The organism is Sulfitobacter sp. 1A13679 (genome assembly GCF_043557115.1).
Taxonomy (GTDB): Bacteria; Pseudomonadota; Alphaproteobacteria; order Rhodobacterales; family Rhodobacteraceae; genus Sulfitobacter; species Sulfitobacter faviae.
Genome location: NZ_JBIFFO010000007.1, coordinates 91774 through 105836, shown reverse-complemented (window position 1 = coordinate 105836; position 14063 = coordinate 91774). Strand labels below are relative to the sequence as shown.

Below are 14063 nucleotides of genomic sequence, written 5' to 3'. Positions count from 1 at the left end.
AATTCACGCAGGCCTGCGCGGCGCTGCAGCAGGAGAAGACACATGGCGAAGCCAACCACGATCAAGATCCGCCTGAACTCGTCCGCGGGCACAGGCCATTTCTACGTGACTAAGAAAAACGCACGCACCATGACCGAAAAGATGGTCATCAAGAAGTACGACCCCGTTGCGCGCAAGCACGTCGAATACAAAGAAGGCAAGATCAAGTAAGATCGCCTGACTTTTGAGTTTCAAAGGGCCACGCGGTTTCGCGTGGCCTTTTGCATTGTGCAGGGCTGGATCGCGCCCGCCCTGGAGGCGGGTCGGGCCCGATCCGGACGCGGGGCGTCCGGATAATCGTTGAGACGCCTGAACGCCATCCTCGGTCCGGCGCTGCCCGGCTAGCGGTCTCTCTTCTCGCGGAAAAACCTCACGAGCATCTCTTCCGCCTCTCCCGCCGCGATCCCGTCGAACACCTCGGGCACATGGTGGCATTGGGGATGCGAGAACACCCGCGCGCCCTGCGCCACGCCGCCTGATTTGGGGTCCGCCGCGCCGTAATAGAGCCGCTCCACCCGGGCGGCGGCGATGGCACCGGCGCACATGGCGCAGGGCTCCAGCGTGACGTAAAGCGCGTGACCGATCAGCCTTTCCGAGCCAACAGCGGCGCAGGCGGCGCGCAGGGCCAGCATCTCGGCATGGGCGGTTGGGTCATTGCGGGCGCGGGTCTCATTGCCTGCGGCGGAAACGATCTGCCCTTTCGGAGAGACGACGACTGCCCCCACTGGCACTTCGCCGCGCGCGGCGGCGGCGCGGGCCTCGGCCAAGGCCTGTCCCATATACGAGCGAAACTCCATCCCGTCACATGGCCGCAAACGCCACCCTTTCGCAAGCCCGTGAAACAGGGTAAGCGCAGTGTATGAACGCAAAAACGCCCCCCTCCGGCTCCGGCCCGCAAAACCCCGACACCGATGCAAGTGCAGGCACCCCCACCGGCGACCGCATCGCCAAGGTGCTGTCGCGCGCGGGCATCGCCTCGCGCCGCGAGGCCGAGCGCATGATCGAAGCGGGCCGCGTGCGCGTGAACGGGGAGCAGATCACCTCGCCCGCGCTGAACGTCACGCCCGAGGATAAGATCACCGTTGACAACACCCCCGTCGGCGCGCCCGAACCGCCGCGCATGTGGCTTTATCACAAACCTGCCGGACTGGTGACCACCGCCCGCGATGAAAAGGGCCGCGAGACGATCTTTGACGCCCTGCCCGAGGATATGCCCCGCGTGATGACCGTGGGCCGGCTCGACCTCAACTCCGAAGGGCTCTTGCTGCTGACCAATGACGGCGGGGTGAAGCGCAAGCTGGAACTGCCCAGCACCGGATGGCTGCGCCGCTACCGCGCACGGGTGAATGGCCGCCCTACGGATGAGATGCTGGAGCCGCTGCGCAAAGGCATCACCGTTGAGGGCGAGAACTTTCAGCCGATGGACGTGACACTCGACCGCCAACAAGGGGCCAACGCTTGGCTGACCGTCGGCCTGCGCGAAGGCCGCAACCGCGAGATTCGCCGCGCGATGGAGGCCGTGGGCCTGACCGTGAACCGGCTGATCCGCATCTCCTACGGCCCATTCCAACTGGGCGAATTGAAGATCGGCGAGGTGGAAGAGCTGCGCCGCAAGGTCGTGCGCGATCAACTGGGGCTCGAGTTGGAAGACCCCAGCGGCACCGCCACCAAGAAACCCACCGGTCTGCGCCGCCCGCCGCGCCGCAAGCCCGGCGGTTTCGGCGGCGCGGGCCAACCGGGCCTGCCCGTGCAACGGGGCGAAGACGACGAACCGCCGCCCCGCCGTGGCGGCGGCAAGGCAAAGAACGCACCGCGTGGCAAGGCCGCGATGGGCAAGACGGCTGGCAAAGCAGGCGGCAAGGCGAGCGGCAAACCGGGGGAGCGCCCCACGGGGCGGCCGAATGGCAAACCGGGGCCAAAACCCACAGGCCGGGGGCCAAAACCCCGCCGCTGACCGGCTCTGCCCCGAGCTGCCCCTGCGCGTTTCCGGAACGCGGCCGACCTGCGTGCGTTGAATAGAGAACGGCAGGCAAGATCAGCGCGAAACCGCTGTCAGAAAAGGGCAATATGGCGCGAATAGTGATGTTTTTGGTGGCCTTGGCCGCGCTCGTGGTTATCATCCTCGGCGCAGCCTCGCTCGTGGGGCGTGCGGCTGACAGTGCCGGCACGGCGTTGCGCCCGATCTGGGGCAGCAAAAGGGGAAACATGATGGCGCCAACAACCTTTCAGAAAATCGCCTTTGGCGCGTTGCTGGTGCTGCTGCTTGGGCTCACCAGCGGTTTTCTCGGAGGGCTTTGACCTATGGCGCAACGCTTTGGCGGCAAATATAGCCCCGACACCGACGCCACCCCCAGCAGCGCCCCGCGCAAAACCGCGCGCCTGCGCGTCGATCCGGCAGGCGGTCGGGTCAACCTGATGTTCCTGCCGCCGGTGCTGCTGGCGGCGACTTCGCTGATCGGCGGCGCAGGCACGCTGGTGCTTGGCCTTGGTGGCGCGTTCCTGCTGGCTTCGGGCGTCTGGTTGCTGCGCGATGGCCTCTTGGCCGAGGCGGAATACCACGAGCGCAAAGTCGCCCGCCGCCCCGTCTTGCCGCGCAAGATCCTCGCTGCCCTCTTGGCCGGTGCGGGCGCGGCCCTCGCCGCTTATAGCAACGATCCCAGTCTCGCCGCGGCCCTGCTCTATGGCATCGCGGCCACTGCGCTGCACCTCGCCGCCTTCGGCATCGACCCGCTACAGAACAAGGGCATGGAAGGCATCGACACCTTCCAGCAAGACCGCGTCGCCCGGGTGGTAGATGAGGCCGAAAAACTGCTCTCGGGCATGAGCCAAGCGATCCTGCGCGCGGGCGACCGCCGCGCTGAAGCGCGGCTGGCCGAGTTTCAAGAAACCGCCCGCCATTTGATCCGCACCGTCGAGGAAGACCCCCGTGACCTGACCGCCGCGCGCAAATACCTTGTCGTCTATCTGCGCGGGGCGCATGATGCGACGGTGAAATTCGCCGACCTCTATGCCCGCAACCAAGACACCCAAGCACGCGATGACTACCTCGCCTTGCTCGACGATCTGGATCAGAACTTCGCCGCGCGCACGGCCAAATCGCTGCTGGACGACCGCAGCGATCTAAACGTGGAAATCGACGTGCTGCGGGCGCGCCTCTCTCGCGAGGGGGTCCGACTGGAACAACCCACCCCTGCAAATACTAAGGAAGATCAGTGATGACCGATGCCCTCCGTGAAAAAGCTGCCCAATCGCAAGGGTTGGTGGAAGAAGTAAACGCAACCGTCTTGCCCGAACCGGCGGATGCCAATGCCATCGTTCCGCTGAACAAAGCCGATCCCGAACAGAGCGCGGAAATCCAAAAGCGCATGGCCGAGATCGACGTGACCGATACCCAGTCCATCGTCAGCTTCGGCTCTGCCGCGCAGGCCGAGTTGCAAGAGATCAGCCAATCCATGCTGGCCGATGTGCGCAACAAAGATGTCGGCCCCGCGGGCGACAGCCTGCGCACCATGGTCAGCGCGATCCGCGGCTTCTCGGTCTCGGAATTGGACGTGCGGCGCAAGCAAAGCTGGTGGGAAAAACTGCTGGGCCGTGCCACGCCCTTTGCCAAGTTCACCGCTCGGTTCGAAGAGGTGCAAAGCCAGATCGACCGGATCACCGACAACCTGCTGGCGCATGAGCATACGCTGTTGAAAGACATCAAATCGCTCGACCTGCTTTATGAAAAGACGCTGCAATTCTATGACGAACTGGCGCTTTATATCTCTGCTGGGGAGGCCAAGATCGAAGAGTTGGATCACAAGACCATCCCCGCCAAACAGACCGCGCTGGATAAGGCGAGCGAGGACGATCAGGTGACGCGCGCGCAGGAGCTGCGCGATCTGCGTGCCGCGCGTGATGATCTGGAGCGTCGGGTGCATGACCTGAAACTGACGCGGCAGGTCACCATGCAATCGCTGCCCTCGATCCGTCTCGTGCAGGAGAATGACAAGAGCCTTGTGACGAAGATCAACTCGACCTTGGTCAACACCGTGCCCCTGTGGGAGACGCAGCTGGCGCAGGCCGTCACCATCCAGCGCAGCGGCGAGGCGGCAAATGCAGTGCGCGAGGCCAATGACCTGACCAATGAATTGCTCACCTCCAACGCGAAGAACCTGCGCGACAGCAACAAGGTGATCCGTCAGGAGATGGAGCGCGGCGTCTTCGACATCGAGGCGGTGAAACAGGCCAATGAAGACCTGATCGGTACCATTGAGGAATCCCTGCAAATCGCGGATGAGGGCAAGGCGAAACGCGCCAATGCCGAGAAAGAGTTGCAGGAGATGGAAGGCCGCCTGCGCGACACGCTCGCCGCCGCCAAGGCCCGCGAAACGGGGTTGGGCGATACCACCGGCAACGCGGTGCCAAGCTAAAACCGACGTGAGGGAACAGGCCATGCAAGGACGTCTGCGCAGAAATCTGCGCGCCGCAGGGGCGCTGGCGCTGAGCACGCTGCTCTTGGCCTGCGCCGAGCCTGCGCCCGTCTTGCAAAAGGTCGCCAAACCGCAGGCCCGCCCTGCCGCCGCCACCCCTTCCCCGGCGGCGGTGGCGAAACCGACCTCGCAAAAAAGCGCCATGCTGCGCAGCTATTTGCATCAGGTCGAAAAGGCGCAGTTGGGCCAAGATCTGCTGCGCCAAGACGGGGGCGGAGAGGACACACCCTTTACCAGCGAAATGCTGGCGCGCAACTTTGAGCAGATCGCGCTTTATAACGAATATGACGGCAATTTCTCAGGCCAAGGCGGGGCCAGTCCGCTGCGCCGTTGGGATGCGCCGGTGCGGATGCAGATCATCTTTGGCGACAGCGTGCCGCCCTCGCAGCGCCGATCCGACACCGCTAAGATCAACGCCTTCGCCCGCCGTTTGGCGCGGGTGACCGGGCATTCGGTCTCTATCAGCGATAGGCCGAATTTCATGGTGGTCGTGGCCTCGGAAGATGACCGGGTCGATGCGCTGGCTCAAACGGCGGAAGAGGTCGCGGGCGTCAGCAAATCCTCGCTCCGGGCCATGCGCAACATGCGCCGGGACACCTATTGTGCCGTGGCCGCCTATGCCGCGGGCGACAACCCCAACGTCTATACCGCCGCCGTGGCCGTGATCCGCTCGGAAAACCCCGAATTGCTGCGGCTTTCCTGCATTCACGAGGAATTGGCGCAGGGCTTGGGCCTTGCCAATGACAGCCCCGCCGCGCGACCGTCGATTTTCAATGACGACGACGAATTCGCCCTGCTTACCAAACATGACGAACTTCTGCTCAAGATGCTCTACGACCGGCGCCTGCGCCCCGGCATGACGGCAGAGCAGGTCAACCCGATCACCCGGATCATCGCGCGCGAGTTGACGGACGGCCCGGTGTAACGCAGCATTACGACGAAAGAATAAGGACCATCCCCATGGGCATTTTCGATTTCCTCTCTGGCCAGTTCATCGACGTCATCCATTGGACCGACGACACCCGCGACACGATGGTTTGGCGGTTCGAGCGTGAGGGCCATGAGATCAAATACGGCGCCAAGCTGACAGTGCGTGAGGGGCAAGCGGCGGTTTTTGTGCATGAGGGGCAGCTGGCGGATGTCTTCACCCCCGGTCTCTATATGCTTGAGACCAACAACATGCCGATCATGACGACCCTGCAGCACTGGGATCACGGCTTTCGCAGCCCGTTCAAATCCGAGATCTACTTCGTCAACACGACCCGCTTCAACGACCTGAAATGGGGCACCAAGAACCCGATCATCGCCCGCGACCCTGAGTTTGGCCCGGTGCGCCTGCGCGCCTATGGCACCTATTCCGTGCGGGTGAGCGACCCCGCGAAATTCCTGACCGAGATTGTCGGCACCGATGGTGAGTTCACCATGGACGAAATTTCGTTCCAGATCCGCAACATCATCGTTCAGGCTTTCTCGCGCACGCTCGCCTCCTCCGGCATCCCGGTGCTCGACATGGCCGCCAACACGCGCAAGTTGGGGCAGCTGGTGGGCAAGGATATCGCCGCGCAGATTGCAGAATACGGGTTGGCGATGCCCGAGCTTTATATCGAGAATATCTCCCTGCCGCCCGCGGTCGAGGCGGTGATGGACAAACGCACGTCCATGGGCGTGGTCGGAAACCTCAACGAATACATGCAATTCCAAGCCGCCGAAGCGCTTGGTCGCGACGGCGCGGGCGGGGCCGCGATGCAAACCGGCCTTGGCGCGGGGCTGGGGATGAGCATGGCCCAAGCCGCCACCGCGCAAGCTGGCCCTTGGGGCGCGCGCCCTGCTCCCGCAGCAGCCGCGCCAGTGCCGCCACCGCCGCCGCTGGTCGAGAAGGTCTGGCACATCGCCAAGGATGGCGCGACTTCCGGTCCCTTCTCCAAAGCCGCGATGGGCCGCAAGGCGAGTGAGGGCAGCCTTACCCGCGATTCTCTTGTCTGGACGCCGGGCCAAGATGGCTGGCAGCGGGCCGAGGATGTGGCCGAACTTGCGCAGCTTTTCACCGTGATGCCCCCGCCACCGCCGCCGCCCCCGGCCTGATCCGCAGGCGCGTGGGCCCACGCCCTTCGCGCGCGTCCCGCCCGTGGCCCCTCAGGTCCACGGGCCACCCCCATCCGCTCCGCCGCGATTGACCTTGCAAAGCACCCCTTATGTCCGCCACCGATCTGCCCCCCGCCGCCCCGCTTGAAGAGCACCGTTTCCCCTGTGACACCTGTGGGTCGGACATGCGCTTTGATCCGGCGCAGGCGCTGCTGATCTGCGATCACTGCGGCAATGTGGAGCCGATCGACGGCAGCGGACGCCACGCCCATGCCATCGCCGAACGGGATTTTCGCGCCGGATTGCAGGCCGCCCTGCCCGCCGCCGAGATGGAAGAGACCCGCGTCACCACCTGCCCCAACTGCGCAGCGCAGGTGGAATTCGAGCCCGGCAAACACGCCGCCGAATGCCCTTTCTGCGCGACGCCCGTGGTGATCGACACCGGAACCAACCGCCATATCAAACCGCGCGCCGTGCTGCCCTTCGCCCTGCCCGAAGAACGCGCCCGCGATGCGATGAAAGACTGGCTGGGCAGCCTCTGGTTCGCGCCCAACGGCCTGCAACAATATGCCCGCAAGGGCCGCCGGATGCAGGGCATCTATGTGCCCTTCTGGACCTATGACGCACAGACCGCCTCTAGCTATCGCGGGGAGCGTGGAACCGTCTATTACGTCACCCGCACCGTCATGCGCGATGGCAAGCGGGTGCAGCAGCAGGTCCCGAAAATCCGCTGGCGGGCCGCTTCGGGGCGGGTGGCACGGTTCTTTGACGACGTACTGGTGCTGGCCTCCCGGTCGCTGCCCAAGAAACACACCGACGCGCTGCACCCTTGGGACCTCTCGGCGCTGGAGCCCTATGCGCCTGAGTACCTCGCCGGTTTCCGGGCCGAGGCTTACGGCATCACGCTGGAGGAAGGCTTTGTTCAGGCCCGCGCCCATATGGACCGGGTGATCGAGCGGGACGTGAAGTTCGACATCGGCGGCGACCGCCAGCGGGTGCATGACATCAATACCCAAATCAGCGATGTGACCTTTAAACATATCCTGCTGCCGGTCTGGCTTGCTGCCTATAAATACCGCGGCAAGACCTATCGTTTCGTGGTGAACGGCCATTCCGGCAAGGTGCAGGGCGAACGCCCCTATTCCGCCGTCAAAATCACCTTTGCCGTGGTGCTGGGGCTGATCGCCGCCGCCATCGTCGGCTATTTCATGGCCCAGCAATGACCCAGACCTACGACCAGTTCACCGACCTCTTGCAGGCGCGCTATTCCTGCCGCGCCTTTCGGCCCGATCCCGTCCCCAAAGACAGCATCACCCAGATCGTCAGCGCCGCGCGCCATGTGCCCTCATGGTGCAACGCGCAGCCATGGCAGGTGACCATCACGCGCGGCGCGGGCACCGATGCCTTTCGCGCAGCCCTCCTTGAAGCCGCCAGCGCCGACACCCCGGTCGCGCCGGACCTGCCATGGCCCACGGGCTACTCCGGGGCCTATGCCGAACGCCGCCGCACCTGTGGCTTCCAGCTTTACGACGCGGTGGGCATCGCCAAATCCGACCGCGCCGCGCGTCAGGCGCAGATGCTGCGCAACTACGCGCTTTTCGACGCGCCGCATGTGGCCATCGTGACTGCCCCGGCCGAGCTTGGCCCCTATGGCGCGATGGACTGCGGCGGCTTCGTCACCGCCTTCACCCTCGCCGCGACGGCGCTTGGCGTGGCCAGCATCCCGCAGGCCGCCATCGCCGCCTATGCGCCCTTGGTACGCGAGACGCTGGCGTTGCCCGAAGACCGGCTGGTGCTCTGCGCGATCTCCTTCGGCTATGCCGATAAGACACATCCCGCGAACGCCTTTCGCACCGAGCGGGCCGCCCCTTCTGACATCATTGATTGGAAAGACTGACATGCGCGCATTGCTGCAACGGGTGACCGAGGCTTCGGTCACCGTCGAGGGTGGGGTTATCGGAAAGATCGGCCCCGGCCTGCTGATCCTTGTCTGCGCCATGCCCGAGGACACCGAAGAAACCGCCGAGAAACTGGCCCTAAAAATCTCCAAACTGCGGCTGTTCAAGGACGATGGCGGCAAGATGAACCTGAGCCTAGCCCAAACCGGTGGCGGCGCCTTGGTGGTGAGCCAGTTCACCCTCGCCGCCGATACTTCGCGCGGCAACCGTCCCGGCTTTTCTGGCGCGGCGAAGCCTGACATGGCCAAAGCGCTCTACACCCATTTCGCCCGCAGCCTCGCTGGCCTCCATATCCCTGTGCAGACGGGACGGTTCGGCGCGGACATGTCCGTGGCGCTGGTCAATGATGGGCCGGTGACCCTCTGGCTCGACAGTGCAGCGGCTTGATATCGTCGTGGAAAGCATGGACCGGCAAGCTTGGGAGGAGGTAAGCTTGCCGGCCGGTATAACGGGTCCGGGAGGAGGAGGACCGTTAATATGCGGTGTCAGATCAACCCGGGAAGGAGCGGGGTCCGGCACCTGACAATGCAGCGCGTAAGGCGCGACATTGATGGCTGAGGGTCTAAAAGCGCAGTGGCTTAGAGACCGTCGTATTCTTCGGTCACCAGCGCTTGGGCGTGCTGGGGAATTTGGTTGCGGTCGATGCCCGCACGCTCAAGCTGCGCGTCGCTCATGCTGTTGAGGACGGCCTGCATGCGCGAGATCTGCATCTGGGTGACGCCACGCGCCAGCAGGCTGCCGACCTTGCCCGCAGCAGTGCCAAGCGCGCCGAGAACCGGAGCGGACGCATCACGCAGGGAGAAACCGTGGGGGGCGGATAGGGTGTTGTCATACTTCATAGGTTTGTTCCTTTGAAAGTTCTTCCGACGCCACACGCCGGATCTCGCACCGTGCGATGCCGATATCGGACAGTTCGCGATCGCTCAGTACGTTGAGTTCTGTGAAAGTTCGGTTGTAAGCTGCGCGCCGGGCTTTGATCTGGGCCACGCGACGGCGCATGCCGTCAACGCTGTGATGAAGCCCATCGAGCGCGGAGCTCAGGGTAGTGCCACGTGAGATTGCCATCGTCATAAGCGCAACTCCTTTCAGAATGCTGCAAGTGCATTATCAATGCTGCAATGCAGAAGTAGTACGCTCTGACCCTATTTTGAACCCGCAGAATTTGCATAGGCGCTATGCCCGAAACGAAAGGCCGGGGGCTAACTACAGGTAAACAGCCTAAAATTTTTGCGCCGATACACAGGAAATGTGCATCGGCGCAACGCAGCGGGGCTGCAATCAGGGGATTTGGGGACGGGCGGCGGCGTGCCGCCCTTTCTTGTGTGAGTCGATTAGCTCACCGGTTCCCAAGGGCGTGTGTAGACGCTGAGCACCTTTGACACCTCGTCATGGGTCGCGTCGTTCATCGTGACCTGCGCCACCAAGCCGCGTTTCTTGTCGTCCACCACCTCGGTTACCCGCGCGGCACAGCCCGCCTTTTCAAGGCTGCCGTTATAGACCCGCGTGATCGCATCCTTGCGCAGATCGGGTTTGAAGATCTTGCCGACAGCCGTCTTGGGCAACTCGTCCATGATCTTGAGGTGCTTGGGCTGCGCTGCGCGTTCGGCGACATGCTCACGCGCATAGGCCAACAGTTCCTCTTCGGTGACATTGGCACCCTCAACGAGTTCGACAAAGGCGCAGGGCACCTCGCCCGCGTGGGGGTCGGGCTGGCCGATGGCACCCGCAAAGGCGACGGCCTCATGGCCCAGCAGTGCCTCTTCGATCTCGGCGGGGTCAATGTTGTGGCCGCCGCGAATGATCAGGTCCTTGGCCCGGCCCGTGATCCAGATATAGCCATCGCTGTCGATCCGGCCCAGGTCGCCGGTGCGCAGGTATTTGCCGTGGTAGAAAAGGTCTTTGTTCTTGTCTTCCTCGACATAGGTATGGCCCGAGAAGACGCCGGGGTTCGACACGCAGATCTCGCCAATCTCATCCGTCTCCGCGTCGATCGGCCCATCCACGGTGCCCTTGATGATCCGCACGTCCGAATAGGGGAAGGCGATACCGATGGAGCCGACCTTCTTGATGCCGTCGGTCGGGTTGCAAGAGACAAGGCAGGTCGCCTCGGTCAGACCATAGCCTTCGACCAGCGTGACGCCCGTGGCCTTCTCAAACCGCCGGAAAAGTTCCAGCGGCAGCGGGGCGGAGCCGGAGAAGGCGGTTTTCACCGTGCTGACATCCGCATTGATCGGGCGCTGCATCTTGGCCGAGATCGCCGTAGGCACGGTGATGATAAAGGTGATCTTCCACCGCTCCACCAGCTTCCAGAAGTTGTCAAAGACGCCATCCCCGCGATAGCCCTGCGGCGTCGGGAAGACCACATGCGCGCCCGACGACACGGCAGCCATCAAGATCACATGGCAGGCAAAGACGTGGAATAGCGGCAGCGGACACATGATATTGTCCTGCTCGCTGAACAACAGCCGATGCCCCAGCCAGCCGTTATAGATCAGCCCCGAATACTTGTGCTGCGCCACCTTTGGCATCCCGGTAGTGCCGCCAGTGTGGAAATAGCAGGCAACGCGATCTTCTTGCACATCCTCGAAGTTGAGCGAGGTGTTCTGCTTGGCGATCTCCGCGTTGAAGTTGAGGTATTTGGCTTGGTTGTTCACCATCCCCTTAGGCCGTACCAGCGGGACGATCCAGCTTTTCGGCGGGGTGAGATAGCGCACCAGATCGACCTCGAGCACCGTGTGCACCTTGGGCGCAAGCCGCACCGCTTCGGCGGTCTTTTGGGCCACATCGGTTTTGGGGAAAGGCCGCAGGGTGACGACGACAGAGGCGCCCACTTCGCGCAGGATGGCACCGATCTGTTCGGCGTCCAGCAACGGGTTAATCGGGTTCACGATCCCGGCCACGGCACCGCCCAACAGGGTGATCGTCGTCTCGTTACAGTTGGGCAGCACATAGGCCACCACGTCCTTCTCACCCACGCCGAGGCTGCGGAAGAGGTTCGCCGCCTGCGTCACGCGGCCATGCAACTCTTTCCAAGACAGCGTTTCGGCCTTGTCCTTGGGGCCCGAGAAAATCTGATAGCTAACGGCATTATGGCTGGGGAATTTCGCGGCCGTATTGCTTAGCATTCCATAAAGCGTCTTGGCCACGTTGCGGTCTTCCCACGGCATTTCCGCCGCGATGGCATTGCGGTCTTCGATCCCGGCGAATGTCATGGTGTCTCCTCCCCTGTGCCGGTGTTCCGGCTTATTCTCCTCGCGCCAGATTGCGGCGAAACGCGCCGTTTCGCAAGCAATCGGCGGCAACAAACGCAACGTCACACTAGGGTGACGTAACGCCGGGGTTGCAGTGTTCAAGGGCAGCTCAGGCTGCGGCGGCGGCCCCATCGGTGAACTGAAGCCGCGCCAGACGCGCATAAAGCCCGTCACTGGCGACCAATTCGTCATGGGTGCCGATGGCCGCGATGCGCCCGGCCTCCATCACCACGATGCGGTCGGCCTTTTTCACGGTGGCCAGACGGTGGGCCACGATCAGCGTCGTGCGATCCGCGCTGAGCCGGTCGACGGCGGCCTGCACCAGCCCCTCACTCTCGGAATCCAACGCCGAGGTCGCCTCGTCCAGCAGCAGCACCGGCGCGTCGCGCAGGATGGCGCGGGCGATGGCGATGCGCTGTTTTTGTCCGCCCGACAGCATCACGCCGCGTTCACCCAGATAACTGTCATAGCCTTCGGGCAGCGCGGTGATGAAGTCATGGGCGGCGGCGGCGCGGGCGGCTTCCTCGACCTCGGCGTCACTGGCATCGGGGCGTCCGAAACGGATGTTCTCAGCCGCCGTGGCGGCAAATATCACCGGGTCTTGCGGCACCAGCGCCACCGAACGGCGGAAGTGGTCCCGCGCCACGTCGCGCAGGTCAACCCCATCCAAGGTGATCCGCCCCGCCTGCGGGTCATAAAAGCGCAGGATCATCTGGATGATCGTCGTTTTCCCCGCGCCCGAGGGGCCGACAAAGGCCACCGTCTCGCCGGGGTTGATCTCAAGGTCGACACCATCAAGCGCCGCGACATCCGGGCGCGCGGGATAGGTGAACTGCACGTTCTCAAAGGCGATCCGGCCCGCGACAGGCTGCGGCAGGCTGCTCTGGCTTGCGGGCGCCGGGTCTTGCACCGTGTCCTCGCTTTGCAACAGGTCGATCAACCGTTCCGTGGCGCCCGCGGCGCGCTGCAACTCGCCCCAGATCTCTGACAGGGCGGCGACCGCGCCCGCGACCATGACCGCATAGATCACGAATTGCACCAGCGCGCCCGCGCTCATCACCTCCGCCCGCACGTCGCGCGCGCCGATCCACAGCACGCCCACCACGCCCGCGAAGACCAAAAAGATCACGATCATCGTCATCACGGCGCGGGTCTTGATCCGGCGCTGCGCGGCATCGAAAGAGGCTTCGGTCATCTGCGCGAATTGGCCCCGGCTTGCGGCCTCATGGGTAAAGGCCTGCACCGTTTGCACCGCGCCCAGCGTCTCAGAAGCGTTGCCCGAACTCGCCGCGATCCAGTCTTGGTTCTCGCGGCTGAGCACCCGAAGGCGGCGGCCCAGCGTCAGGATGGGGATCACCACGGCGGGCACGATCAGCAGCACCAGCCCGGTCAATTTGGCCGAGGTCAGCAGCATCAGCCCCAAGCCGCCCACGAAGATCAGCAGGTTGCGCAGCGCGATCGAAACCGAGGAGCCGATCACCGAGAGGATCAGCGTGGTGTCGGTGGTGATCCGGCTGAGCACTTCGCCAGTCATGATACGCTCATAAAAGGCCGGACTCATGCCCACGACACGGTCGAACACCGCGCGCCGGATATCGGCCACCACCCGTTCGCCCAGCCGTGTCACCAGCGCATAGCGCAGCCCGGTGCCAAGGGCGAGCAGCCCCGCGATCAACAGTGCGGCGATGAAATAGAGGTCGAGCAATTCGCTCTCCCCCGTGCCGAAATTGTCGATCACCCGCCGGACGGCCAAGGGCAAGGTGAGCGAGATCATCGCGGTCAGCACCAGTGCTGCCCCGGCGGCGACCATCAGCCAGCGATAGGGCGCCATGAAGGGCATCAGCGCCGCCAAAGCCCCGATCCGCCGCGACTTTTCGCGTTCGTCTTTGGCGCTTGGTGCGGGGGCTGGGGTGCGTGCCATGGGCTTTCCTTTGTCTTTCCACATCGGTCATGGCGCGGGGGCTGGGCGGGGTCAAGCAAGACCGCCCCGATAAGGACAATCTGCCGCCCCCGACAGACAGCGGCGGGCGCATCTATCCCGCGCGGCGGCGGTCATGAAAGCTTCGGGGGAAGAGTGGAGCGGGCGACGGGAATCGAACCCGTATCATCAGCTTGGAAGGCTGAGGTCTTACCATTACACAACGCCCGCGCTACGGCTCCTCTCCTATTTTATCGCTCCCTGAGCGTCAAGTGGAGCGATGCCCCTTTGGCAAGATCAATCGCATGAGCCTGCTCTTGCCACTGGCCCGTCATCAAGGTGG

At 63.8% G+C, this 14063-nt stretch carries 15 protein-coding genes and 1 tRNA gene; 10 read left to right on the top strand and 6 right to left on the bottom strand.

The features are described 5' to 3' along the window. The first annotated feature begins 42 nt into the window (after positions 1 to 42). Positions 43 to 210, top strand: a complete 168-nt coding sequence (gene rpmG / locus ACGYLA_RS07635) for a 50S ribosomal protein L33 (protein WP_007119221.1) — start codon at positions 43 to 45, stop codon at positions 208 to 210. 170 nt (positions 211 to 380) lie between these two features. On the opposite strand, the gene ACGYLA_RS07630 is transcribed toward rpmG, so the two are convergent. Then, positions 381 to 836, bottom strand: a complete 456-nt coding sequence (locus ACGYLA_RS07630; RefSeq protein WP_067267564.1) for a nucleoside deaminase — start codon at positions 834 to 836, stop codon at positions 381 to 383. Between the two features lie 62 nt (positions 837 to 898). Between ACGYLA_RS07630 and ACGYLA_RS07625 the strand changes: the two genes are divergently transcribed. From ACGYLA_RS07625 to dtd, 9 genes are all read left to right on the top strand, one after another. Then, complete coding sequence (locus tag ACGYLA_RS07625; RefSeq protein ID WP_394431579.1) at positions 899 to 1993, top strand: pseudouridine synthase; 1095 nt, start codon at positions 899 to 901, stop codon at positions 1991 to 1993. A gap of 128 nt (positions 1994 to 2121) precedes the next feature. After that, positions 2122 to 2337, top strand: a complete 216-nt coding sequence (locus tag ACGYLA_RS07620; protein ID WP_067267561.1) for a hypothetical protein — start codon at positions 2122 to 2124, stop codon at positions 2335 to 2337. 3 nt (positions 2338 to 2340) lie between these two features. Further along, a complete protein-coding gene (locus tag ACGYLA_RS07615; RefSeq protein ID WP_394431577.1) occupies positions 2341 to 3255 on the top strand; it encodes a 5-bromo-4-chloroindolyl phosphate hydrolysis family protein in 915 nt (304 codons plus the stop codon). Then, positions 3255 to 4451, top strand: coding sequence for a toxic anion resistance protein (locus ACGYLA_RS07610; RefSeq protein ID WP_394431575.1), 1197 nt, complete (start codon positions 3255 to 3257; stop codon positions 4449 to 4451). The genes ACGYLA_RS07615 and ACGYLA_RS07610 overlap by 1 nt, the downstream gene beginning before the upstream one ends. A gap of 22 nt (positions 4452 to 4473) precedes the next feature. After that, entirely contained in the window at positions 4474 to 5436 is a 963-nt protein-coding gene (locus ACGYLA_RS07605; RefSeq protein ID WP_394431573.1) for a DUF2927 domain-containing protein, read from the top strand. Positions 5437 to 5471: 35 nt separating this feature from the next. Beyond that, a complete protein-coding gene (locus tag ACGYLA_RS07600; protein WP_394431571.1) occupies positions 5472 to 6593 on the top strand; it encodes an SPFH domain-containing protein in 1122 nt (373 codons plus the stop codon). A 110-nt stretch (positions 6594 to 6703) separates the two neighbouring features. Then, the gene (locus tag ACGYLA_RS07595) at positions 6704 to 7816 is read left to right on the top strand and encodes a primosomal protein N' (replication factor Y) - superfamily II helicase (RefSeq protein ID WP_394431569.1); all 1113 of its coding nucleotides are present in this window, start codon (positions 6704 to 6706) and stop codon (positions 7814 to 7816) included. Beyond that, the gene (locus ACGYLA_RS07590; protein WP_394431567.1) at positions 7813 to 8490 is read left to right on the top strand and encodes a nitroreductase; all 678 of its coding nucleotides are present in this window, start codon (positions 7813 to 7815) and stop codon (positions 8488 to 8490) included. Before ACGYLA_RS07595 ends, ACGYLA_RS07590 begins: the two co-directional genes overlap by 4 nt. Before the next feature lies 1 nt (position 8491). Continuing rightward, the gene (dtd, locus tag ACGYLA_RS07585; protein ID WP_394431565.1) at positions 8492 to 8938 is read left to right on the top strand and encodes a D-aminoacyl-tRNA deacylase; all 447 of its coding nucleotides are present in this window, start codon (positions 8492 to 8494) and stop codon (positions 8936 to 8938) included. Positions 8939 to 9129: 191 nt separating this feature from the next. Here the strand turns inward: dtd and ACGYLA_RS07580 are convergent, their stop codons facing one another. The 5 genes from ACGYLA_RS07580 to ACGYLA_RS07560 all read right to left on the bottom strand — a co-directional run bounded on the left by ACGYLA_RS07580 (position 9130) and on the right by ACGYLA_RS07560 (position 13951). Continuing rightward, complete coding sequence (locus ACGYLA_RS07580; protein ID WP_394431563.1) at positions 9130 to 9390, bottom strand: hypothetical protein; 261 nt, start codon at positions 9388 to 9390, stop codon at positions 9130 to 9132. Then, the gene (locus ACGYLA_RS07575; RefSeq protein WP_067267708.1) at positions 9380 to 9622 is read right to left on the bottom strand and encodes a DUF1127 domain-containing protein; all 243 of its coding nucleotides are present in this window, start codon (positions 9620 to 9622) and stop codon (positions 9380 to 9382) included. The genes ACGYLA_RS07580 and ACGYLA_RS07575 overlap by 11 nt, the downstream gene beginning before the upstream one ends. A 260-nt stretch (positions 9623 to 9882) precedes the next feature. Further along, positions 9883 to 11763, bottom strand: a complete 1881-nt coding sequence (locus tag ACGYLA_RS07570; protein WP_394431561.1) for an acyl-CoA synthetase — start codon at positions 11761 to 11763, stop codon at positions 9883 to 9885. Between the two features lie 148 nt (positions 11764 to 11911). Next, positions 11912 to 13723 (bottom strand): ABC transporter transmembrane domain-containing protein, encoded by a 1812-nt coding sequence (locus ACGYLA_RS07565; RefSeq protein WP_394431559.1) that lies wholly within the window; start codon positions 13721 to 13723, stop codon positions 11912 to 11914. Between the two features lie 154 nt (positions 13724 to 13877). Further along, a tRNA-Gly gene (locus ACGYLA_RS07560) sits at positions 13878 to 13951 on the bottom strand. Positions 13952 to 14063: the final 112 nt, after the last annotated feature.